At 61.0% G+C, this 20,576-nt stretch carries 21 protein-coding genes; 15 read left to right on the top strand and 6 right to left on the bottom strand.

Going from position 1 to position 20,576, the window contains the following annotated elements; translation table 11 throughout:
* Positions 1 to 10 precede the first annotated feature (10 nt).
* From QM647_RS10395 to QM647_RS10365, 7 genes are all read left to right on the top strand, one after another.
* Positions 11 to 1,837, top strand: a complete 1,827-nt coding sequence (locus QM647_RS10395) for an ABC transporter ATP-binding protein (RefSeq protein WP_414995443.1) — start codon at positions 11 to 13, stop codon at positions 1,835 to 1,837.
* Complete coding sequence (locus QM647_RS10390) at positions 1,834 to 2,562, top strand: lysophospholipid acyltransferase family protein (RefSeq protein WP_414995442.1); 729 nt, start codon at positions 1,834 to 1,836, stop codon at positions 2,560 to 2,562. Before QM647_RS10395 ends, QM647_RS10390 begins: the two co-directional genes overlap by 4 nt.
* Entirely contained in the window at positions 2,559 to 3,848 is a 1,290-nt protein-coding gene (locus tag QM647_RS10385; RefSeq protein ID WP_414995441.1) for a 3-deoxy-D-manno-octulosonic acid transferase, read from the top strand. Before QM647_RS10390 ends, QM647_RS10385 begins: the two co-directional genes overlap by 4 nt.
* On the top strand, positions 3,838 to 4,848 hold the full coding sequence (gene lpxK / locus QM647_RS10380; RefSeq protein ID WP_414995440.1) for a tetraacyldisaccharide 4'-kinase: 1,011 nt from the start codon (positions 3,838 to 3,840) through the stop codon (positions 4,846 to 4,848). Before QM647_RS10385 ends, lpxK begins: the two co-directional genes overlap by 11 nt.
* A gap of 85 nt (positions 4,849 to 4,933) precedes the next feature.
* Positions 4,934 to 5,245 carry a hypothetical protein gene (locus QM647_RS10375; protein WP_414995439.1) on the top strand — a complete coding sequence of 104 codons (312 nt, stop codon included), beginning with the start codon at positions 4,934 to 4,936 and terminating at the stop codon, positions 5,243 to 5,245.
* Between the two features lie 13 nt (positions 5,246 to 5,258).
* Positions 5,259 to 6,392 carry a glycoside hydrolase family 5 protein gene (locus tag QM647_RS10370; protein ID WP_414995438.1) on the top strand — a complete coding sequence of 378 codons (1,134 nt, stop codon included), beginning with the start codon at positions 5,259 to 5,261 and terminating at the stop codon, positions 6,390 to 6,392.
* A gap of 23 nt (positions 6,393 to 6,415) precedes the next feature.
* On the top strand, positions 6,416 to 6,703 hold the full coding sequence (locus QM647_RS10365) for a hypothetical protein (protein WP_414995437.1): 288 nt from the start codon (positions 6,416 to 6,418) through the stop codon (positions 6,701 to 6,703).
* A gap of 96 nt (positions 6,704 to 6,799) precedes the next feature.
* Here QM647_RS10365 and purD read toward each other — a convergent pair whose 3' ends face one another.
* Together purD and QM647_RS10355 are read right to left on the bottom strand one after the other, a co-directional pair.
* Positions 6,800 to 8,065, bottom strand: coding sequence for a phosphoribosylamine--glycine ligase (gene purD, locus QM647_RS10360; RefSeq protein WP_414995436.1), 1,266 nt, complete (start codon positions 8,063 to 8,065; stop codon positions 6,800 to 6,802).
* Positions 8,066 to 8,122: 57 nt separating this feature from the next.
* Positions 8,123 to 10,207 (bottom strand): ATP-binding protein, encoded by a 2,085-nt coding sequence (locus QM647_RS10355; RefSeq protein WP_414995435.1) that lies wholly within the window; start codon positions 10,205 to 10,207, stop codon positions 8,123 to 8,125.
* A gap of 150 nt (positions 10,208 to 10,357) precedes the next feature.
* Between QM647_RS10355 and xseA the strand changes: the two genes are divergently transcribed.
* The 6 genes from xseA (at position 10,358) to QM647_RS10325 (ending at position 16,024) form a co-directional block, all read left to right on the top strand.
* A complete protein-coding gene (xseA, locus tag QM647_RS10350; protein ID WP_414995434.1) occupies positions 10,358 to 11,869 on the top strand; it encodes an exodeoxyribonuclease VII large subunit in 1,512 nt (503 codons plus the stop codon).
* 51 nt (positions 11,870 to 11,920) lie between these two features.
* On the top strand, positions 11,921 to 12,130 hold the full coding sequence (locus tag QM647_RS10345) for a DUF2093 domain-containing protein (protein WP_414995733.1): 210 nt from the start codon (positions 11,921 to 11,923) through the stop codon (positions 12,128 to 12,130).
* On the top strand, positions 12,109 to 12,957 hold the full coding sequence (locus tag QM647_RS10340; protein WP_414995433.1) for a M23 family metallopeptidase: 849 nt from the start codon (positions 12,109 to 12,111) through the stop codon (positions 12,955 to 12,957). Before QM647_RS10345 ends, QM647_RS10340 begins: the two co-directional genes overlap by 22 nt.
* A 155-nt stretch (positions 12,958 to 13,112) precedes the next feature.
* Positions 13,113 to 13,607: a response regulator gene (locus tag QM647_RS10335; protein ID WP_414995432.1), complete on the top strand. Its 495-nt coding sequence runs from the start codon at positions 13,113 to 13,115 to the stop codon at positions 13,605 to 13,607.
* A gap of 114 nt (positions 13,608 to 13,721) precedes the next feature.
* The gene (locus QM647_RS10330; protein WP_414995431.1) at positions 13,722 to 15,011 is read left to right on the top strand and encodes an EAL domain-containing protein; all 1,290 of its coding nucleotides are present in this window, start codon (positions 13,722 to 13,724) and stop codon (positions 15,009 to 15,011) included.
* A gap of 119 nt (positions 15,012 to 15,130) precedes the next feature.
* Positions 15,131 to 16,024 carry a TIGR01459 family HAD-type hydrolase gene (locus tag QM647_RS10325; RefSeq protein ID WP_414995430.1) on the top strand — a complete coding sequence of 298 codons (894 nt, stop codon included), beginning with the start codon at positions 15,131 to 15,133 and terminating at the stop codon, positions 16,022 to 16,024.
* Positions 16,025 to 16,040: 16 nt separating this feature from the next.
* Here QM647_RS10325 and QM647_RS10320 read toward each other — a convergent pair whose 3' ends face one another.
* From QM647_RS10320 to QM647_RS10310, 3 genes are all read right to left on the bottom strand, one after another.
* A complete protein-coding gene (locus QM647_RS10320; RefSeq protein ID WP_414995429.1) occupies positions 16,041 to 16,499 on the bottom strand; it encodes a GNAT family N-acetyltransferase in 459 nt (152 codons plus the stop codon).
* Between the two features lie 141 nt (positions 16,500 to 16,640).
* Entirely contained in the window at positions 16,641 to 17,582 is a 942-nt protein-coding gene (locus QM647_RS10315; RefSeq protein ID WP_414995428.1) for a protein phosphatase CheZ, read from the bottom strand.
* Between the two features lie 58 nt (positions 17,583 to 17,640).
* Positions 17,641 to 18,021, bottom strand: coding sequence for a response regulator (locus tag QM647_RS10310; RefSeq protein WP_414995732.1), 381 nt, complete (start codon positions 18,019 to 18,021; stop codon positions 17,641 to 17,643).
* A gap of 268 nt (positions 18,022 to 18,289) precedes the next feature.
* Between QM647_RS10310 and QM647_RS10305 the strand changes: the two genes are divergently transcribed.
* Together QM647_RS10305 and ribF are read left to right on the top strand one after the other, a co-directional pair.
* Complete coding sequence (locus tag QM647_RS10305; RefSeq protein WP_414995427.1) at positions 18,290 to 18,715, top strand: MaoC family dehydratase; 426 nt, start codon at positions 18,290 to 18,292, stop codon at positions 18,713 to 18,715.
* 4 nt (positions 18,716 to 18,719) lie between these two features.
* Positions 18,720 to 19,697, top strand: coding sequence for a riboflavin biosynthesis protein RibF (gene ribF / locus QM647_RS10300; RefSeq protein ID WP_414995426.1), 978 nt, complete (start codon positions 18,720 to 18,722; stop codon positions 19,695 to 19,697).
* 131 nt (positions 19,698 to 19,828) lie between these two features.
* Here ribF and QM647_RS10295 read toward each other — a convergent pair whose 3' ends face one another.
* Positions 19,829 to 20,446, bottom strand: a complete 618-nt coding sequence (locus QM647_RS10295; RefSeq protein WP_414995425.1) for a GyrI-like domain-containing protein — start codon at positions 20,444 to 20,446, stop codon at positions 19,829 to 19,831.
* Positions 20,447 to 20,576 lie beyond the last annotated feature (130 nt).

Here is a 20,576-nt window from a genome sequence, read left to right as displayed (position 1 = left end):
CAGACCACGCATGACGCACACACCCGCCACCTACTCGACCGAAATGCGCACCTCTGCGTTGATCGGTCGCGTGTGGTCGCAATATCTGGCACCGCAGAAGGGGCGCCTGTTCTTTGCCCTGGCTTGCGCCGTCGTCGTGGCAGTCACAACGACCGTTGTGGTGGGCTGGCTCAATCCCGCCATCAACCTGCTGTTCAATATCAGCAGCGCCGATGACCGCATTACGCTGCACCTGCCGGCGTGGATACGCGCGCATCCGCTCCTGTCCGTGCCTCTGGTCATCCTCATCTTCGGCCTGCTCCGTTTCGCCGGCCAGCGCGGCCTAACCACCACGCTCAACCACATCGGCAATCAACTGGTCGGCCGCATCCAAGAACAGCTGTTCTCGCGTCTCGTACGCGCCGATCTCGGTCATCTGCAGAAGGCGCATTCCGGCCAGTACCTGTCGTCCGTGCTGTATGACGCCGATCAGGTGCGTGACGCGGCTTCCACCGGGGTTGTGCAATATGTCCAGGCCCTGCTGCTTGTGATCGGCAATCTGGCCTTCATGTTCTGGACCGACTGGTCGATGACCTTGCTGGTGCTGGTGGCGGGTCCGATCATCGGTGCGGTTATGGGCAAGTATCTCAAGGCCACCCGGAAGGCCGCGCAGGGCGCCATGGCGGAAACCGCCTCGCTCTCCACCGCCGTCATGGAAAGCCTCGATGGCGTCAAAATCGTCAAGATCGCCAACCAGGAAGCCGCGGAAGAAGCCCGCGTGGGTGAGGTTATCAATCGCCGCCAGCGCTTTCTCATAAAGGGCGCCAATGCCCGTTCGATGGCGGCGCCGGCCACCGAATTGCTGACCGCGTTCCTGCTGGCCGGGCTGCTAGCCTTCGCCGGCTGGCGCGCGCATGCCGGACACCTAACCGTGGCGGGTCTGTTCGCCTATGTCGCCGCGCTCGGCACCGCCAGTCAGGCCCTGCGCCAGCTGGCTGGGCTGCAAGGGACTTTCACCCAGGGCCTGACCGCCGCTCGTCGTCTGTTCACAGCGCTGGACATCGAACCCGAAATCGTCGACGCCGCCAATGCAAAGCCGTTGGGCCGCGATTTCAAAACCATCACCTTCGACCATGCCGGCTTTGCCTACGGGGACGCACCGGTCCTGCGCGATGTCAGCTTCGTGGTCCGGGCTGGCGAAAGCATCGCCCTGGTCGGCCCTTCCGGCTCGGGCAAATCGACACTGCTCAACCTGCTGCCGCGCTTCTATGACCTGACAGCCGGCGACATCCGTTTCGATGACCTGAGCCACCGTGACCTGTCGATCGCCGGTTTGCGCAGCCGCATCGCCCTGGTGACACAGGATCCCTTCCTGTTCGATGATACCATCCGCGCCAATATTGCCTACGGCAATGCCGGCGCCACCGTCGAACACATCGAACAGGCCGCCAGGGACGCCGCCGCCGATGACTTTATCCGCGAGCTGCCGCAAGGCTACGATACCCGTGTCGGCGAGGCCGGTTCGCGTCTTTCCGGCGGACAGAAACAGCGTATCGCCATCGCCCGCGCCTTCCTGAAAAACGCCCCGATGCTGTTGCTCGATGAAGCGACCTCTGCGCTCGACACCCAGTCCGAGATCAAGGTGCAGGAGGCCCTGGAGCGCCTGATGGCCGGCCGGACCACCTTCATCATCGCCCACCGGCTCTCCACCATCCGCCACGCCGACCAGATCCTGGTGCTCGACCAGGGCGAAATCGTCGAACGCGGCACACACGACCAGCTGATCCGGGCCGGCGGCCTCTATGCCAGCCTGGCCGCCACCCAGTTCGGCGCCCCCGTGGCGGAGGTGGCCTCGTGAGCGATATTCTCCAGTCTCCCTTCATGCAGGATCTGATCGCCAATACCCTCGTCGGTTATCTGAAGTTCTGCTACAAAACAACGCGCTGGACTATAGAAGATCAGACTCCGGTTGAAGCCATCTGGGATGGCAAGGGCCCCGTCGTGCTGATGTTCTGGCATGGCCGCCTGCATCTGGGCCATGCCTCCTGGCCACGCGATCGCGGCCAGCCGGTCTGCGTCCTGGCCTCGATGTCGAAAAGTGGCGAGGTCAGCATGAAGATCAATACCCGCTTCGGCTATCATTCCATCCGCGGCTCCTCGGCCAAGAAGTCCGACCCGACCAAGCAGAAGGGCGGCGCCCAGGCCTTCCGCGAACTCATCCGCTGGATACGTGGCGACCGCGAGACCGGCGGCCGCTGTGTGGCCATGACGCCGGACGGGCCACGCGGCCCGGCGCGCGTCATGACCGAGGGCTCGCTCAAGCTGTCACAGATGTCCGGAGCGCCGCTGGTCGTCCTCGGCCAGTCGACTAAGCACTACATGGAATTCAAGACCTGGGACCGCATGCGCATTCCCCTGCCCTTTTCGCGCGGCGCCATGGTCTGGGGCGTGCTGCCTGCCATTCCGGCCGATACGGACGACAGGCAACTGGAAGCGCTCCGCCTTCAGGCCGAACAGGCCCTGACCGGCGTGACCGATCGTGCCGATGTCTTGCTGGGCCTGGTGCCGCAGGGGGCGGCATGAGCCTAAGCCTCTCCCTCTATCAACGATTGATGGGCACAGCGCACCTGATCGCGCCCGGCCTGCTGGAGCGCCGCGTCAGGCGCGGCAAGGAAGACGCCCTGCGCTGGCGTGAAAAGCTGGGCCAGACCGACCTCGCGCGCCCGGCAGGCCCGCTTGTCTGGTTTCATGGTGTCAGCGTCGGAGAGAGCTTGTCGGTCCTGCCGGTGATCGCCGCCCTGTCGATCGAGCGTCCGGACCTTACCGTGCTGATCACTTCGGCCACCACCACCTCCGCCGATATCCTGGCCAAACGCCTGCCAAAGGGAGCCATCCACCAGTATGCGCCGCTCGATACGCCGCAGGCGGTCAAGAGCTTCCTCGATCATTGGCAGCCCGATCTCGCCGTCTTCATCGAAAGCGATATCTGGCCCACCCAGTTGCGCGAACTGACCCGGCGCGGCATACCGCATGTCCTGCTCAGCGCCCGGATCACCGAAAAGACCTACAAGGGCTGGCAGCGCTTCAAGGGCGCGATGCGTTCCCTGCTGGCCGGCTACAGCCTTATCATGGCACAGGACAAGGCCAGCGAGGACCGCCTGAAGGCCATGGGCGTCACGCCCGGCCCGCGCGCCAACCTGAAAACGCTGGGCGCCGCCCCGCCGGTCGAGGCCAAGGCATTGAGCGAACTGAAAAAGCTGATCGGCAAACAGTTCGTCTATTTTGCCGCCAGCACCCACTATGGCGAGGATAGCCTGATCGCCAAGGCGCTGGAGCCCGCGCTGTGGGGCGGCGACCTGCTGATCCTGGCGCCGCGCCATCCAATCCGTGCCGGCGAAATCCGCCTCGATCTCGAAGCCATGGGCCTGAAGGTGGCGCAACGCTCAAAAACCGAGGCCGTCACCAGCCAGACCCACGTCTATCTCGCCGATACCCTGGGCGAGCTCGGCCTGTTCTTCTCGGTCGCCGGCATCACCATCATGGGCGGCAGTTTCCTGGAAGATATCGGCGGGCATAATCCGCTCGAAGCGGCGCGGCTTGGCAAGTGCGTCATCACCGGCCCGGATATCAGCAACTGGTCCGGCATCTACGCCGACCTGCTCGATGCCGATGCCGGTTTCCGCGTCAAGGGGACGGCCGAGCTGGGCTTTCTGCTCAGCCAGTTGCGCCAGCACCCGGAGGCGGTAAAGGCGGCCAATGACAGGGCCCTGGCCGTCAGCCGCAAGGAGGCCGATACGCTCGATGTCGTGTGGGTGGCGCTGGAGCCCCTTCTGCCGAAAAAGACCCCGAAACAATACGATGGCGATTAAGACCCCAGACTGGTGGTATAAGAAAAACGCCGCCGGCGCGCCCTGGTGGCGGCCGCTGCTGTGGCCCCTGTCGCTGCTATGGCGGGCGGTCAATGCGCTGAAGGCCGCAAATGCCCGGCCTTATCGCTCATCCCTGTTCGTGATCAGCGTCGGCAACCTGACGCTCGGTGGCTCAGGCAAGACGCCGATCGCCGCCGCCCTGCTCGATCTGCTGGCGCCGGAAGCGGTGGGTTTGTCGCGCGGCCATGGCGGCACGCTTGCTGGCCCAATCGCTGTCGACCCGAATAAACATACGGCCGCCGAGGTCGGTGATGAACCCCTGATGCTGGCGCAAGATCATCTCTTTGTCATCGCCCGCGACCGCGCCGCCGGCCTGCGTCTGATCGAAAAACGCCGCAAGGCGCCGAAGCCCAAAAGGGTGATCGTCGACGATGCCCACCAGAACCTGAAGATCGCCAAGGACCTGCATGTCCTGGTGATCGATGGCGATACGCGTAACGGCGCCTGGCCCTTCGGCGATGGCGGCATCTGTCCCTATGGCCCGATGCGCGAACCGTTCGCCCCCGGCCTGGCTCGCGCCGATCTCTGCATCCTGTGGCTGCCTGATGACGACGCTCAGCCCGATCCGGCACTGGTCGCGCTTCTGGGCGAGAAGCCGGTCTTTATCGCCCGCCTGCAGGCCCATGCCCCGGCCATCCCCGCGCCGGTCTACGGCTTTGCCGGCATCGCCAAGCCGTGGAAGTTCGAAGCGACACTGCGCGCTGAAGGCTACGATATCGCCGGCTTTGAAGGCTTTCCCGATCATGCCGCCCTGAGCGATGCCGAACTGGAAACACTCGCTGCGAAAGCCGCCGCCGCCGATGCGCGCCTGATCACCACCCAGAAGGACTGGATCAAGCTCGATCCCGCCTGGCGTGCGCGCATCGCCTGCCTGCCGATCACGGCCAAATTCGATGACGAAGCCGGCCTGCTGGCCCTGATCCGCCCGCACTCCGCCTGACTTGCCATCTGCCGTCAATTGCGGCTAATGTGGCGACAATCATAAATAAAATGCCAGATCATTGATTTTGGTTGGAGGAGATATTGTGTTCAGGAAGCTGGCAGGCATGGGCCTGGCGCTGGCCTTGGGTGTTGGCCTGATGGTCCCGCAGGCAAACGCCGAAACGCCTTTTCAACCCCTTGCCCCTGAGGCCCAGGTCGCCCAGATGGGCCGGGGCGTCAATATCATCGGCTACGATCCCTATTGGCAGGCCGGAGGAAAGGGCAACTACACCGAAGCCCACGGCTTTGCCTTCGCCTACTGGCAGTTTTCCGGTGATTTCATTCTCTACGATTTCAAAAAGCAGCAATGGGTCGAACCCATTCTCAATGCCCTTATTCCCCCCAATAAACATTAATAAGGAATAATCCATGCGCGCCATATCCACGCTTGCCTTCACCGCTGCCCTCGCCCTGTCTCCATTGGCCGCATCGGCCCAGGTCAACGGCACCCCGATCACGCCCGACGCCCCGACCATGCGCGCCGATCGCGGACTTGAAATCGCCAAACAGCAGATCGACAGCTATAACAGCTTCGTAAAGGGTGACGCCAAGTTCGAACCGATCTCGCCGGAACAGCAGGTCCTGAAAATGGCCGCCGGCATCAATGTCATTGGCGGTTATGACGCCTATTGGGATGGCGGCCAGACCCAGTTCAGCATGAGCGATTTCACCAAGATCCGCACCGCCGGCTTTTCCACTGTGCGCATTCCGCTGTTCGCCTTCAAGCACCTGACCAAGGACGGCCATCTGGAGGCCGACTATTTCAAGCGGATCGACCAGGTGGTGGCGGCCGCCCTGTCCAACGGCCTGACTGTCATTCTGGACGAGCATGATTTCGAGACCTGCGCCAAGGATGCCGACGCCTGCGCCGGCAACCTGGCGAATGTCTGGTACGAACTCTCCGATCACTACAAGGCCTATCCGAACAGCGTCCTTTTCGAACTGCTGAACGAGCCCAATGGCCAGGTGGATGACAAGATCTGGAATTCCTGGCTGATCGACCTGCTGGCTATCGTCCGCGAGACCAATCCGGAGCGCAATGTCATCATCGGCCCCACCCACTGGAACAGCCGCAGCGATCTGCCCCTGCTCAAGCTGCCGGATAATGACAAGCACATCATTGTCACCATCCACTATTACGAGCCGATGACCTTTACTCACCAGGGCGCCAACTGGGCGGGTCCGGATCTGGAAAAGACGCAAGGGGTACGCTGGACCGGCACACCGGAGGAAATGAAGAAGGTCAGTGACGATCTGGGCGGCGTTCTCCTGTGGTCGCAGGCCGCCAAACGCCCGATTTTCCTGGGCGAATTCGGTGCCTATGACAAATATGGCAAGTTAGAGGATCGGGCCGCCTGGACCCAGGCCGTATCCGACACGGCGCATAAATACGGCTTTGCCACCGCCTATTGGTACTGGGACGGTAGTTTTGGTGTCTATGACGCCGAAAAGAAGGTATGGGTGAAGCCGATTCTGGACGCCCTCATTCCCAAAGGCAAATAATGGTCGCGAAAGCGAAACGACAAATGGAAGACGTCGCCCTGCTGGACGGCGTCTCCTACCGCTGGCACATCCACCGGGAGCCGCAATGGTCGTCGGTGGATGGTCCCAAGGGGCTGTGCATATCGGTGCAGCACGCCGACAATCCGCAGAAAATCCTGCTGCTGGAATATCCGTTCCCCAAGCCCAGCCGCCATGCCCAGCGCCCAAAGGTCGACAAGCGCGACGTCGCCCTCCAGATCGGCAAGGCCATCGCCGATGGCTGGGAGCCGGAATCGCGCGGCAAACCCTTTACCTACATGATTGAAAGCTGACACTTCTCCCGGTCGTCTTTAGGCCAGAGCTTTGCGGCGAGTAGCAGGAGACAAGCGCCGCAGGTACGCTTTCCCTAATCGCCCCAAGATCGCAGCCTAAAGGGCGCGCCAGGCGATATCGGTGCGGTAAAACCCACCCGGCCAGTCAATACCATTGATCGCGGCATAGGCCTTGTCGCGCGCTTCCTGCAGAGTCTTGCCACGGGCGCAGACATTCAACACACGCCCGCCGGCTGCGCGCAGGCTTCCGTCCTCGCCACGGCTGGTTCCGGCATGGAACACGGTGACGTCGGCGCCGAAATCCTGGTCCGCCCCGCGAATGACCGACCCGGTCAGCGGGCTGTCAGGGTAGCCTTTGGCGGCATAGACGACACAGACGGCCGGCTCGTCATACCACTGTGGCGCCGGCAGGGTTTTCAGATTGCCCGTCGCGGCCGCCAGCAGATAGGGCACGATATCGCTCTTCAGACGCAGCATCAGCACCTGGCATTCCGGATCGCCGAAGCGGGCATTGTATTCCACCAGGCGCGGCTTACCATCCTCGATCATCAGACCGGCATAGAGCACGCCCTTGTACGGATTACCTTCGGCCTTCATACCGGCCATGGTCGGGGCCAGGATGTCGGTCTCGGTGATGCGCAGCAGGTCCGGCGTGACGATCGGCGCCGGGCTGTAGGTGCCCATGCCGCCGGTATTGGGCCCGGTATCGCCATCGAAGGCACGCTTGTGGTCCTGCGCCCAGCCGAAGAGGATGGCAGTCTCGCCGTCACACAGGGCAAAGACCGAGGCCTCCTCCCCGTTCATGAATTCCTCGATGACGATATTAGAGCTGGCCGTGCCATAGCGACCGCCCAGCATGGCCTCGACCTCGGCCACCGCGTCCTGGTAATCGGGCGAAATGGCCACACCCTTGCCGGCGGCCAGGCCATCGGCCTTGATCACATAGGGCGGGCTATAGGTCTTCAGGAATTCGCGGGCGTCATCGACAGTGTCGAAGGTCTCGTAGGCGGCGGTCGGGATATTGTGGCGCTTGCAGAAGTCCTTGGTGAAGCCCTTGGAGGATTCCAGCTGCGCCGCCTTTTTCAGCGGCCCGAAACAGGGGATATTGGCAGACGCCAGGGCATCGGCCAGGCCTTCCGCCAGGGCGTTTTCCGGCCCCACCACCACAAGATCGGCCTTGATCTCGCGCGCCAGCCCTACCAGGCCCGGCACATCGGTCGCCTTGATATTACGGCATTCGCCGATCGACGCCATGCCGGGATTGCCCGGCGCGACGACCAGCTTGCCACAGAGCGGCGATTGCGCAATTTTCCAGGCGAGGGCGTGTTCACGGCCGCCCGAACCGATCAGCAGAATGTTCATGGGTTTCGCTTCCCTCACCCGGCCTTCCGGGTCAAGCGAAATCTGACAGCCTGACCGCTAGCTGGCCAGCCGATACGGCGTCACCGTGCCTTCGAGACAGGCATGTAGCGTATTGAAAAACTGCGGCATGTCGATCGGCTTGGTCAGCACATGATTGAAGCCATGACCGCGCGTATCATCCGAAAGCTTGGTCTGGGCGGCGGCGCTGAGCGCCACGATCGCCGTCTCCGCATTCGGGCCGCCTTGCTCGCGCAGGCAGCGTGTGGCGGCAATGCCGTCCAGCACGGGCATCTGGATATCCATGAAGATCAGGTCAAACTTGATCGTCTCGCACAGCTCCAGGGCCTCCTCGCCATTGCAGACCTCATGGATTTCCAGGCCGGAATCGGTCATCAGCAGACGGATCAGCTCGCGATTGATTGGGTGATCGTCGACGATCAGCACCTTGCGGTCTTCGAGGAAAACCGGCTTGAGATCGTTGGCGGTCATGATCGGCGCCGGGACCGAGGCTTCGCTGACCGGAATTTCGAACCAGAAGCAGGCGCCTTCGCCCGGCACGGAGTCAACGCCGATCCGCCCCTGCATCAGCTTGATGATCTCGTGGCAGATGGAAAGCCCCAAGCCCGAGCCGCCGTACTTGCGGCTGATGCCGTTGTCGATCTGGTTGAAGCGTGTGAAAAGATGCGGCTGCTGGTCATAGGGGATGCCCGGACCGTTATCGCGCACCTCGACGCGCAAGTGGCCGGCATCAACGCCAGCATCGACCATGGCGGCCGAAACGACCACCGTGCCATTCTGCGTGAACTTGCAGGCATTGCCGACGAGATTATAGAAGACCTGACGCAGGCGCACATCGTCCAGAAGCAGCCAGTCCGGGGTATTCGCATCGTACCGGCAGGTAACGTCGATATTGCGCGTTTCGCCAAGCACAGCAAACTGGTCGACGATATCCGAGGTCAGGACGCGCAGATTAGTCGCCTGCGGCGCCAGGCGCACCTGTCCGGCTTCGAGCTTGGAAAAGTCGAGAATGTCGGTGATGAGGCTGAGCAGGGCCTCGCCCGCCTTGTTGATACGACCGACATAGTGGCGCGCGTCCTTGGGCAGGTCCGATACGCTGTTCAGCAGGGTGGCATAGCCGAGGATGGTGGTCAGGGGCGTGCGGATTTCGTGGCTCATATTGGACAGGAAGTCCGACTTGGCCAGAACGAAGGCTTCAGCATTCTCTTTTGCCGTCCGCAGGGTATCTTCCAGATGCGCCTGCTCGGTCACATCCTGAAGGATGCCGAAAATATATTCCGGCTGGCCATCTTCGGAAAACTCGACCCCGCCCTTGGAATAGACGATGCGCTCTTCGCCATCGGAGCGGATCAGGCGATGCTCGAAAGTGAAATCTTCGCCGCTGGACATGGCCTGACGGACACAGGATTCAACAGCCGCCCGGTCATCGGGATGGAACAGATTGATCGAGCTGTCGAGCCGGGGCTGATACTCCTCGCGCTTCAATCCATGAATGGCATAGACGCCGCGCGACCAAAAGCACTCTCCGGTCGGGGCGTGGATATGCCAATAACCGACCCCAGCGACCTCTTCCATCAGTTCGAGCTTGCGCTGGGTTTCCTGCAACTTGCGGATCGACGCCTTCTTCGCCGCGCTGCGGCTGCGCATGATCAGCATTTCGGAGACACTGGCGGCCAGCTTTTGCAAGCGACCGGCCTGAACGGCGTCGAAATCGGTATGCGGTACGGTATCGAGTACACAGAAGGTACCGATCAGCGCCCCCTCGCAGACCAGGGGGTGCCCGGCATAAAAGCGCACGCCCGGCGCATGGGTGACGAAGGGATTACCGGCAAAACGCATATCAGCGGTGGCATCAGGCACGATCATCAACGCGCCGGATCGCAAGGTATGCTCACAAAAAGAGACTTCCGCCGGCACGGAGCGCAGGTCCAGACCATGAGCGGAAACGAAGCTGTGGCGTTCGCCGTCCACCAGTGAAATCAGGGCAATCGGCACACCCAGAATATCCGCCGCCAGGGCGGTCAGATGATCGAAACCCGAGTCGGGTTCGGCCTCAAAAATGTCCGGCTGATGAAATACGGCATGGCGACCGGTGTCATCAGTCTTCGAATTTAGGCGGCGCATGGCGCTTTGTCCTGCAGATTACCAAGGCTCAGCTTAGTTTGACGCCCTCAACAAAACCTAAAGATTTGTCTGAGTAGCAAAGTTTTGTGGATAAAAATCATTCCGGCCCCCAAGGGTGGGGATCGGCCCGAAATTACGCTAAGATGCCTTATGGCCAATGACCTTCTGACCGCCGAATCAACCAATGCCGCCGCCTATTCGGTTTCCGAACTGGCCGGCGCACTCAAGCGCACTCTGGAAACCACCTACGACCATGTCCGCCTGCGCGGCGAAATCTCCAAGGTCACGCGCCATGCCTCCGGCCACGTCTACCTGACGATCAAGGACGACAAGGCCGCCATCGACGGCGTCATCTGGAAGGGCAATGTCAGCCGCCTGCAGGCACAGCCGGAGCACGGTCTGGAGGTGATCGTCACCGGCAAGATCACCACATTTCCGGCCTCATCGAAATACCAGATCGTCATTGAGGCCATGGAAGTGGCTGGCGTTGGCGCCCTGCTGGCCCAGCTCGATCGCCTGAAAAAGAAGCTGCACGCCGAAGGCCTGTTCGACCCGGCGCGTAAAAAGCCCCTGCCCTATGCGCCGCGTACCATTGGCGTCATCACATCGCCGACCGGCGCCGTCATCCGCGACATCCTGCACCGCATCCGCGACCGCTGGCCCTGCCGCGTCATTGTCTGGCCGGTCATCGTGCAGGGCGATGCCGCCGCGCCGCAGGTGATCAATGCCTTGCGCGGCTTTCATACGGACCCCGCCGTACCCCGCCCGGATGTGATCATCGTGGCGCGCGGCGGTGGCTCGGTCGAAGACCTGTGGGCCTTCAACAGCGAAGACCTGGCGCGCGCCGTGGCCGCCAGCACTATCCCCGTTATCTCCGCCGTCGGCCACGAGACCGACACCACCCTGATCGACTATGTCAGCGACCGCCGCGCCCCCACCCCTACCGGCGCGGCCGAAATGGCAACGCCGGTATTGGGAGAACTGCGCGCCTTCACTGCCGATCTGGAGCGCCGGCGCCAGGGCACGATGGCGCGCCTGCTGGAGACGCGTCGCGAGCGCATAGCCTTGCTGGCGCGCGCCCTGCCGAAACCGCTCGACCTGATCAACACCGCTCAGCAAAGGCTCGACTATGCCGCACACCGGCTCGGCGGCGGCCTGCTGCAAAACCTGAACCTGCACCGCACCGCCTATGCCCGCCTGTCGGGGCGCTTCTCGCCGTCTTTGCTGGAACGCGAAGTCCAACTGAAACAGACCCATCTGGGGCAACTGGGCCAGCGCCTCGACCTCGCCGTCAGCCGTCGCGTCACGCTCGCCGCCACTCATGCCCGCCTGCCCGAACTGGCCAAAAGGCTCAGCGAGGCCTTCGCGCGCGATCTCAGGCAAAGACAGGAACGCCTTCAAAGGCTTGAACAATTGCGCACGAGCCTCAACCCTGACCGGCCACTCGATCTCGGCTTTGCCCGCGTCAATCGGCCAGATGGCGCCCTGATCAAGTCACCGGTCGGCGTATCCAGCGGCGATGCCCTGGTCCTGACCTTCAAGGGCGACCAGACCCTGGGCGTCATTGCCGGTGAAGGCGGTCCGCCGCCCGCCAAGCCAGCCCCCAAACCGGCAGCCCCAAAGCCCAGATCCAGCGCACCGGATCAGGGCAGCCTCTTTTGATATGGCTCTCTTGATCCGCCCGCGCATCAGGCCTATGTTCACCGCATGAACATGCATATGCCCTCTCCCCTGCCCGGCCAAGCCGTTCTCCATTACGGCGACGGCGACTATACCGTCATGCGTCCCGGCAAGTTCGTGATCTGCGCCGTCTCCGGCCGTCAGATTCCTCTGGAGGCGCTGAAATACTGGAATCCCCGCACTCAGGAAGCCTATGCCGGTCCGGAGGAGGCCACCCAGGCGTGGAAAAACCTGAAGCGCTGAACCGCCGCACCTTACTTACCGGCGCGACCGCCCTGATCGGCGGCCTCGGTCTTTCGGCGCATGCCCAAACGCCTGACCCTTTCGGCCTGAGGGGCCGCTTTATCCAGAGCGGCTATTGCGTCGGCCGCTCAACGCCCAATGCCGAACTATGGGTGGATGGTGTACGCCAGGGCATCGCCTCGTCAGACGGCTGGTTCTATGTCGGCTTCGATCGCGATTCCCCGGCCAGTTGCCGGATAGAGCTGAATACCCCGGCCGGCATTGAGGCCACCACCGTCACCATCGCCCCGCAGACCTACGACACTCAGCGCGTCGACGGCTTGCCGCCCGAAACCGTGACGCCGGAAGCGCCAGAAACCCTGGAGCGCATCAAACGGGACGCCGCACTGAAGGCCACCGCCTTCGCCAGCCGCGACACGGACGACAACTTCAAAAGCCCGTTTATCTGGCCCCTGAAAAGCTTCATTGTTTCGGGCCGTTTCGGCAATCAGCGCATACTGAACGGTGTACCCAAGAGCCCGCACTACGGCTTCGACATGGCGACGCCGATCGGCACGCCGATCTATGCCCCCCAGGGCGGGCTGGTGGTCCTGGCCGAGCCTGACCTGTTCTACGAAGGCGGTCTGACCTTTATCGATCATGGCCAGGGCGTGATCTCAATGTACCTGCATCAGTCGCGGGTTCTGGTGAAGGCCGGTAACCGCCTGGTTCAGGGCCAGTTGATCGGCCTTGTGGGGGACCGCGGCCGTGCCACCGGCCCGCACCTGTGCTGGCGTTTGAAATGGGGCGACCGCCATATGGACCCCAGCCTGATGGTGCAAACCTGACGCTTCAGGTCAGACGATTGTCACCGAACAGCGTTATCCATTTACCACAAACTGCCGCCTGCATGGAAAATAATTGAACATTTGGCACAACAGGCCTATGCGTTTCTTATAACAACACTATAAGACAGCGCTCTTTCCATCCATTCCCCCAAGTCATGGCCGATTACAGTAGTCTGAAAATCCTGCTGATCGAAGACAATCAGCATATGCGTTCCATTGTGATCGCCATCTTGAAGGGCACCGGCATTCGTAATGTCCGTGAGGCCCGCGATGGTGCCGAGGGGCTGGACATGTTGCGCCAGTACCCGGCCGATATCGCCCTGGTCGATTTCAACATGGACCCGATCGATGGCGTGGAATTCACCAAGTTGCTGCGCAACGCGCCGGATTCCTCGAACCCCTACCTCCCTGTGGTCATGATCACTGGCCATTCCGAGCGCTCACGAGTCATCCAGGCGCGCGATGCCGGGGTCAATGAATTCATCGTCAAGCCACTGACCGCTCGTTCGCTGCTGGGGCGGCTCGATTCCGTGATCATGCGCCCCCGCCCCTTCATTCGCTGCAAGACCTATTTCGGCCCGGACCGTCGCCGCACCAGCGATTCCGCCTATGCCGGCCCGCGCCGCCGCAGCACCGATGGCGCCTACTGACGTTAACTTTAATCTTCTGTTAGTAAATCTTAACGCCCACTAGGCGAGTGATTTGAATCATTCCATAGTCAATCTGCGATTCTGTGCGCCGATTCCTGTGAAATGGGACTTTCAATGGGCAAATTCACCCCGGCTATCCTGGTAGTAACGTATATTATAATCAGTGCGACCCTGGCCATCATGGTTTACCAGCTCGGATCGGATCGCGGTGCTGCGTTCGGTGTGCTGGCGGGGGTGCTGGGCTGTTTCCTCGCGTTTCATGGCTATGCTTCACAGCAGTTGGCCGAGCGCCGCATCACCCAGGATGTCGAAAGCGTGCGCGAAGCCCATCGCCTGATGGTCGACGCTATCGATTCCACCCAGAAGGATATGATCGAACTGGCCGACCGCGTCCAGAACCAGCGCACCTCGCGGTCCGAGGAACTGACTTCGGAAGTCAAGATGCTGGAAGATCTGGTCATGAAGCTGGGCGAGAGCATCGAGGAGCGCCTGAATACCTGGCAGGCCGCGCCCGCCGCCACGGTGGTGCCCCTGCGCGGCACCCCGGCCATGAACGCCCGCGAAGCCCAGACCCTGGCCCTGATCGAGACGATCCGCGAAGCCCTGATCGCCAACCGCGTCGATCTCTACCTCCAGCCGGTCGTCTCCTTGCCCCAGCGCAAGACCATCTTCTACGAGTCCTTCTCGCGCCTGCGCGATGTCACCGGCCGCGTGCTGATGCCGGCGGAATATCTCAATGTCGCCGATGCCGAAGGTCTGGTGCCCTCCATCGACAACCTGCTGCTGTTCCGCTGCGTGCAGATCGTGCGCCGCCTGGCCAAGCAGGACCGCCGCATCGGCATCTTCTGCAATATTTCGCTCACCTCCCTGCGCGACGAAACCTTCTTCCCGCAGTTCCTCGAGTTCCTCAATGAAAACCGCGATCTCGCCGGTTCGCTGATCTTCGAGCTAGGTCAGGATGCCTTTGCCACCCGTGGCTCAGTCGAGGCGCGCAACATGGCCAAGCTGGCCGATCTCGGCTTCCGCTTCTCGATCGACAAGGTGACCAGCATCGATTTCGACTTGCAGGATCTGCACCGTTCCGACGTGCGCTACGTCAAGGTGGGCGCCGCCCTGCTGCTCGAGCAGCTGCTGGATGTGGAAGGCAAGCCGACCCTGAAGTTCCTGAAGGACATCCATGCCGGCGATTATGCCGGTCTGCTGGCGCGCTACGGTATCGAGGTCATCGCCGAGAAGGTCGAGAGCGAAAAGCAGGTGGTCGATATTCTCGATATCGAGATCGGCTATGCCCAGGGTCACCTGTTCGGCGAACCACGCGCCATCAAGGAACAGGTGCTGGCCGAGACCGATCCCCCCGCTGGCTTTATCAAGTCTACCCTGCCGCAGGTTCGCAGACGAGCGTAAGCAGGGCACAGCCCCTGCACCCAGAAGTTTTCTGTATTATCAGCTGACTTTCAGCCTTCCCCTCATCACTCACAGTCGGTAAGGAAAGGCCTTCCCTCGCCTGTAAGATCGTGAATCTGATGTCCCACCCTGAATTGTTAACCGGCCCTGATCTCTTAAAAGGATTGGCCGATGTCGCCGGTGATTATGACGCCGTGTTCTGCGATATCTGGGGCGTGATCCACAATGGCCGCCAGCATTTCCCCACCGCCTATGAAGCCCTGCGCGAATTCAAGGCAAACCATGGCCCGGTGATCCTGATCTCCAACTCGCCGCGCCCGCATGACAGCCTGGTCGAGCAACTGGCCAGCCTGGGCATCATGGCCGATGGTTTTTCGGATGTCATTTCCTCCGGCGACGCCACCCGCGAGTATCTGAAGAAGTTCGCTTCGCAAGGCGCGGCCTGGAAGGTCGGCCCCGAACGCGACAACGTCATCTATGAAGGGATCGACATCGATTTTTCCGGCACACCGGAAACCGCTGCCTTCATCTCCTGCACCGGTCCGTTCGACGACGAGAACGACACGCTCGACCAGTACCAGCACGCCTTCACCCTGGCCGCACAGCGCAAGGCGGTGATGATCTGCGCCAATCCGGACAAGGTGGTCCAGCGCGGCGACAAGATCATCATGTGCGCCGGTTCGCTGGCCGATCTCTATGCCTCGCTCGGCGGTCCGGTGATCATGGCCGGCAAGCCTTACGCACCGATCTATGAACTATGCTACGCGGCTCTGGAAAAAATCACCGGCAAACCGCACGACAAGGCCCGTATCCTGGCCATTGGTGACGGCCTGCCGACCGATGTTTTGGGCGCCAATGGCCAGGGCCTCGACCTGCTGTTCATCGCCGCCGGCATCCATGCCGCCGAGGCCACCAATGCCGAGGGCCAGCTCGATCCGCTGCTGCTGAAGGCTGTGCTCGATAGCCAGATGGCCAATGCCCGTTACGTCGCCGAGGCCTTACGCTGGAAGTAAATGGACGCAGGAAAGCCTAAAGCATCTTCCGGTAGACGATGAAGCCGGATTTCTGCGCGATCTTGTCATAAAGCCTTTGCGCCGTGCGGTTGGTTTCGTGCGTATGCCAGTAGACTCGCGTTGTGCCGGCCTCTCTCGCCGCCTCATAGACCGCCTCGATCAGGTCCCGCGCGATCCCCTGCCCACGCCGCGCCGGTACGGTGAAAAGATCCTGCATATAGCAGGTCAGATCAACGGCCGAGGTCGAAGGGTGGAAGAGATAGTGCGCCAGGCCGACGATCTCGCCATTGCTGGAAGCGATCAGCGCATGCACAGGTACGTCCGGATTGAGAAAGCGCGCCCAGGTCGTGCGCGTCACCTCATCCGGCAGGGCGCTCGCGCCCGAACGGCCATAAAAGGCGTTATAGCCCGCCCAGAGCGGCAGCCAGAGGGCATGGTCTTCGGGCGTAACGGCGCGGATGATCAGATCGGACATGCGTCCTTCTTAAAGCCAATGCCCTGAAAAGCAAGAAACGCGGCGGCCAACCGGGCCACCGCGTTCCTACACCATCACGCATTACTTTATTCTGTGGTCATCAGCGTCTTGATGCGCTTCGTGACCGTTTTGCTTATCGGGTTAGTCGAACAGGGCGTCGATATCGTCCTGGGAATTGGTCTTGCCCATGTCCTCCGCGGGGATATCGAACAAGGCGTCGATATCATCCTGCGAGTTGCTTTCGGCTTCTGCGGCAGGTGCTGGCGCAGGGGCCGGAGCCGGTTTGGGCGCGGGTTTCGGTTCAGCCTTCGGCTCAGGCGCCTTGGCCACCGGTGCCGGGGCGGGTGCAGGCTTTGGCTCAGCCTTCGGCGCAGGTGCTTTCGCAGCCAGGGCATCCACCTTCGGCGTATCGACGGCGGGGGCTTCGTCGAAGGAATCGAACATGGCGTCGATGGCGTCCTGCTTGGTTTCCGGGCCACCGATGGCCGGACCATTGAGCAGGAGATCGTGGGCACGCTTTTCTTCAGCCGTCATTTCACGCGGCGCACCGTCTTCGATACCCAGCGTATTGGCCAGACGGCCAACGCGCTCCTCGATCTGCTTCAGCACATTGACGACCTTCGACACGCGCTGGCCGGTAATGTCCTGGAATGAGCAGGCTTCAAAAATCTTCATGACCTCGTCGTCGACCGCCGCCTTGTAGGCATTGGCGTCGCCGCCGAACTGATCGACCGAGAAGCCCATCATGGCTTCGGCGGAGTTCATGATATTGTGGGTGGCGTTTTCGGTATCGCGAGTGATGGCTTCCAGTTCGGCGCCGGCGGTCGGGATGCGTTCCTGCGAAATGTCGTGCGGACGCATTTCGCGGATCTCTTCCTTCGCCTTGGCGATATAGCCGGCGATGACGCTGAATTCTTCCGAACGACGCTTGTCGAGCTGCTGGAAGAAACCGCGCATCAGGGCGACGAGCGCTTCGGACTGCTGCATCAGATTGATGAGCTTGGGCTCCAGTTCGCCGACCTTGGCCGGATCGAATCCGTCTGGTGCGTAACCTTCGTCTGTTTTTGATGCTGGCAGGGCCATAGTAATCCTACTTTATAGACGAGACGTTTCCTGGGAAACGGGGTGCACTCACCAGGTTTTAGAATTCACCCAGGACGGCCGTGATCTTCTGCTTCAGTGTTGCAGCATTGAAAGGTTTAACAATGTAATTGTTAACGCCAGCTTTCTTGGCCGCGATGACGTTTTCCGTCTTGCTTTCGGCAGTGACCATGATGAACGGCGTACGCTTCAGGACGTCATCGGCGCGCACCTTGAGCAGCAGCTCATAGCCCGTCATCGGCTCCATGTTCCAGTCAGAGATGACCAGGCCGTAAGAGCCCTTCTTCATCTTTTCCAGAGCTTCGGTACCATCCGATGCTTCTTCGACATTTTCAAAACCCAACTGCTTCAGCAGGTTGGAGATAATTCGCAGCATGGTCTTGTAATCATCAACTACCAAGACCGGCATGGACATATCGATGGCCATGTAACGCCCCACTTTTTCTAAGCGAGCCCTGCAAAGTGCAGGCCCTTCCGTCTGTACAATCGCAGATTAGCTTCGAGACGATAAAATCAGGTTAAGAGCGTTATCTAAATTTATCATTATATTTCAACGATATATCCTCTATTAACCACGAATTATGGTGAAAATTCCGCCTCTGTTTGAATTTTTCTGTGCCGCCATGGGACGTTTTATTGTGCTTAAAAAATACCTTGGCAGTGCTGACGGCGTGAATTAGAGCAGAGTCATGACGAATGCCTTCTATCTTGACGAACTGTCGCTGGAACAGACCGCCTCACGCGCCTTCCTGGTCGACGATGCTGCCATCCGCGCCTTTGCCGATGTGTCGACCGACCATAACCCGGTCCATGTCGATGAGGATTTCGCCGCGAAGTCGCCCTTCAAGGGCCGCATCGCCCACGGCATGCTGCTGGGCGCCTATATCTCGGCGACCCTGGCCTCCGACCTGCCCGGCCGTGGTTCGATCTATGTGTCGCAGACTCTGGATTTCAAGCGCGCCGTCCGCCCCGGCGACGAGGTGACCATTGAGGTGACCATCAAGGCCATCGACCTGAAATCGGGCCATGTGACACTGTCGACCCTTGCCAAGGTGCGCAACAAGACCATGTTAAGCGGAACCGCCGTGGTTATTGCCCCCAAAAGACCTGCTTAAATCTGTGAACGCGCTTCTGCCCCGCTCCATCAAGGTCGTCACGCTTGGCGTGGCAGGAGACCACAGCCTGAGGACCGATGCGCCCCTGCCCGTCGGCGCCTGCGCGGCGATCGGCAGTTTCGATGGCGTTCATGTGGGGCATCAGCATGTCATCGAATCGGCCATAGCCGTGGCCAGGCGCAAGGGCGTAGCATCGGCGGTCATCTGCTTCGATCCGCATCCGCAGACCTTCTTTCACCGCGATGGCAAACCGTTCCGCCTGATGACCCTGTCGCAGCAGTTGCGCGCCTTCGAGGCCATGGGCGTCGATTATGCCTTCGTCCTGAGCTTCGACACACATCTATCCGCCCTGACGGCCGAAGACTTCGCCCGGCTGATCCTGCGCGATTATATCAAGCTCAGCCACGTTTCGGCCGGTTTCGACTTCCAGTTCGGCAAGCGCGGCGGCGGCCATGCCAAAGATTTGGTGGCTTTTGGCGAACAGTTGGGCTTCACCACCGATATCCTGCCCTGCCAGACCGATACCGAAGGGCACAAACTGTCCTCCTCAGCGGTGCGCGAGGCCCTGCTGGCCGGTGATGCAAAGCTGGCGACGGAAATTCTTGGCCGCCCGCAGGCCTATCTCGGCGAAGTGATCCACGGCGCCAAGCAGGGCCGCACCATCGACTTTCCGACGCTCAATCTGACGCTGGGCGATTACCAACGTCCGCGTTACGGCATCTATATTACGCAGACCGCCTTGCCCGATGGCCGCGTGATCAACGGCGTCAGCAATATCGGTGTGCGTCCGACCGTGGGCGGCGATATCGAGTTGCTGGAAACCTATCTTTTCGATTTCAGTGAAGAGATTTACGGCCAGGTGGTCGAAACCGCCCTGCTCGACTTTATTCGCCCGGAAGCGAAGTTCGCTTCGTTCGACGAGATGAAGCTGGAAATCCAGAACGACGCCGCCAAGGCGCGGGCCTGGTTCCAGAAGATGTAGAATCGGCAGATTGCACAGATTAAGTGGCGCACTTGCGCCAGTCATGCACTTTGAACCACTATTCAGTCGTGGCTGATGGTGAAGGCGCTGACGCGCATTTCTAATCTGTGTAAAACTGTGGATAAACCTTCTTAAATCCGCCTGACCGGCTGGCGCAGGATCGTTCGCAGTTTCGCCGGTTCGGTTTTACGCGGATCGCTGAGATAGATTTCATGATGCCGGCCGGTCTCAGTCAGCCCATTGGCCGGCAGCCAGTCTTCATGCAGCCGCCTGAGCACCGGCCCTTCGTCATCATACGGCCCGATATGCAGAATCTGGGCGCAAAGCCCCTCCTCCAGCCGCTCCAACCTTACCTTTTCAAGCCCTGGCAGGCCTTTTTTCATCACCACCTCGCTTAGGGCGGCGCACAGATGCGCCTTCTCGATCCAGTCCGGCTGCAGAATCATCATGCTCCATGACCATTTCGATTTCTCCCGCGTGGCGAAGGTCTTCATATCCTTTGCCCACCACAGGCCTTCCAGCGGACCGACCACAAAGTCACGGTCAAAGGCCCGCTTGCTCATGAATTTCAGCGTATAGGACAGGGAATAGAGCGCCTCGATGGCCTGCGGGTATTCCGGCACGGTATTGGGATCGCCCTTGCCGTCGAACATCAGATATTGCAGCGGCGGCACCTCGACGAGCGCAAAGTCCTTCATCGGCGCGCTGTAGAGCGGTTTGTGCTCTGCCTTCAGATCGATCTTGCTCATATGGCCTCCTGTTTCAGGTCATTGTTATCCCGATGGCGACCAGAAACTGCCAGCAGGCTTTATGTCCGGCAGGCTTGGCCTCCTGTCCATTTTGCGTTAACCTGCGTTAACCATTTTCTGGTGGGGGATA

It is taken from the genome of Asticcacaulis sp. (assembly GCF_047605585.1).
Lineage (GTDB): Bacteria > Pseudomonadota > Alphaproteobacteria > Caulobacterales > Caulobacteraceae > Asticcacaulis.
This window is presented reverse-complemented; position numbering and strand designations above follow the sequence as displayed.

What these genes read in the sequence shown, in the direction of transcription:
- QM647_RS10355 (WP_414995435.1), bottom strand. Translation starts at nt 10,207, where the DNA reads ATGCGCCGCCTAAATTCGAAGACTGATGACACCGGTCGCCATGCCGTA.
- QM647_RS10305 (WP_414995427.1), top strand. Translation starts at nt 18,290, where the DNA reads ATGACGAATGCCTTCTATCTTGACGAACTGTCGCTGGAACAGACCGCC.
- QM647_RS10335 (WP_414995432.1), top strand. Translation starts at nt 13,113, where the DNA reads ATGGCCGATTACAGTAGTCTGAAAATCCTGCTGATCGAAGACAATCAG.
- QM647_RS10395 (WP_414995443.1), top strand. Translation starts at nt 11, where the DNA reads ATGACGCACACACCCGCCACCTACTCGACCGAAATGCGCACCTCTGCG.
- QM647_RS10365 (WP_414995437.1), top strand. Translation starts at nt 6,416, where the DNA reads ATGGAAGACGTCGCCCTGCTGGACGGCGTCTCCTACCGCTGGCACATC.
- QM647_RS10370 (WP_414995438.1), top strand. Translation starts at nt 5,259, where the DNA reads ATGCGCGCCATATCCACGCTTGCCTTCACCGCTGCCCTCGCCCTGTCT.
- QM647_RS10320 (WP_414995429.1), bottom strand. Translation starts at nt 16,499, where the DNA reads ATGTCCGATCTGATCATCCGCGCCGTTACGCCCGAAGACCATGCCCTC.
- purD (WP_414995436.1), bottom strand. Translation starts at nt 8,065, where the DNA reads ATGAACATTCTGCTGATCGGTTCGGGCGGCCGTGAACACGCCCTCGCC.
- xseA (WP_414995434.1), top strand. Translation starts at nt 10,358, where the DNA reads ATGGCCAATGACCTTCTGACCGCCGAATCAACCAATGCCGCCGCCTAT.
- QM647_RS10315 (WP_414995428.1), bottom strand. Translation starts at nt 17,582, where the DNA reads ATGGCCCTGCCAGCATCAAAAACAGACGAAGGTTACGCACCAGACGGA.
- lpxK (WP_414995440.1), top strand. Translation starts at nt 3,838, where the DNA reads ATGGCGATTAAGACCCCAGACTGGTGGTATAAGAAAAACGCCGCCGGC.
- QM647_RS10330 (WP_414995431.1), top strand. Translation starts at nt 13,722, where the DNA reads ATGGGCAAATTCACCCCGGCTATCCTGGTAGTAACGTATATTATAATC.
- QM647_RS10295 (WP_414995425.1), bottom strand. Translation starts at nt 20,446, where the DNA reads ATGAGCAAGATCGATCTGAAGGCAGAGCACAAACCGCTCTACAGCGCG.
- QM647_RS10345 (WP_414995733.1), top strand. Translation starts at nt 11,921, where the DNA reads ATGCATATGCCCTCTCCCCTGCCCGGCCAAGCCGTTCTCCATTACGGC.
- QM647_RS10385 (WP_414995441.1), top strand. Translation starts at nt 2,559, where the DNA reads ATGAGCCTAAGCCTCTCCCTCTATCAACGATTGATGGGCACAGCGCAC.
- QM647_RS10325 (WP_414995430.1), top strand. Translation starts at nt 15,131, where the DNA reads ATGTCCCACCCTGAATTGTTAACCGGCCCTGATCTCTTAAAAGGATTG.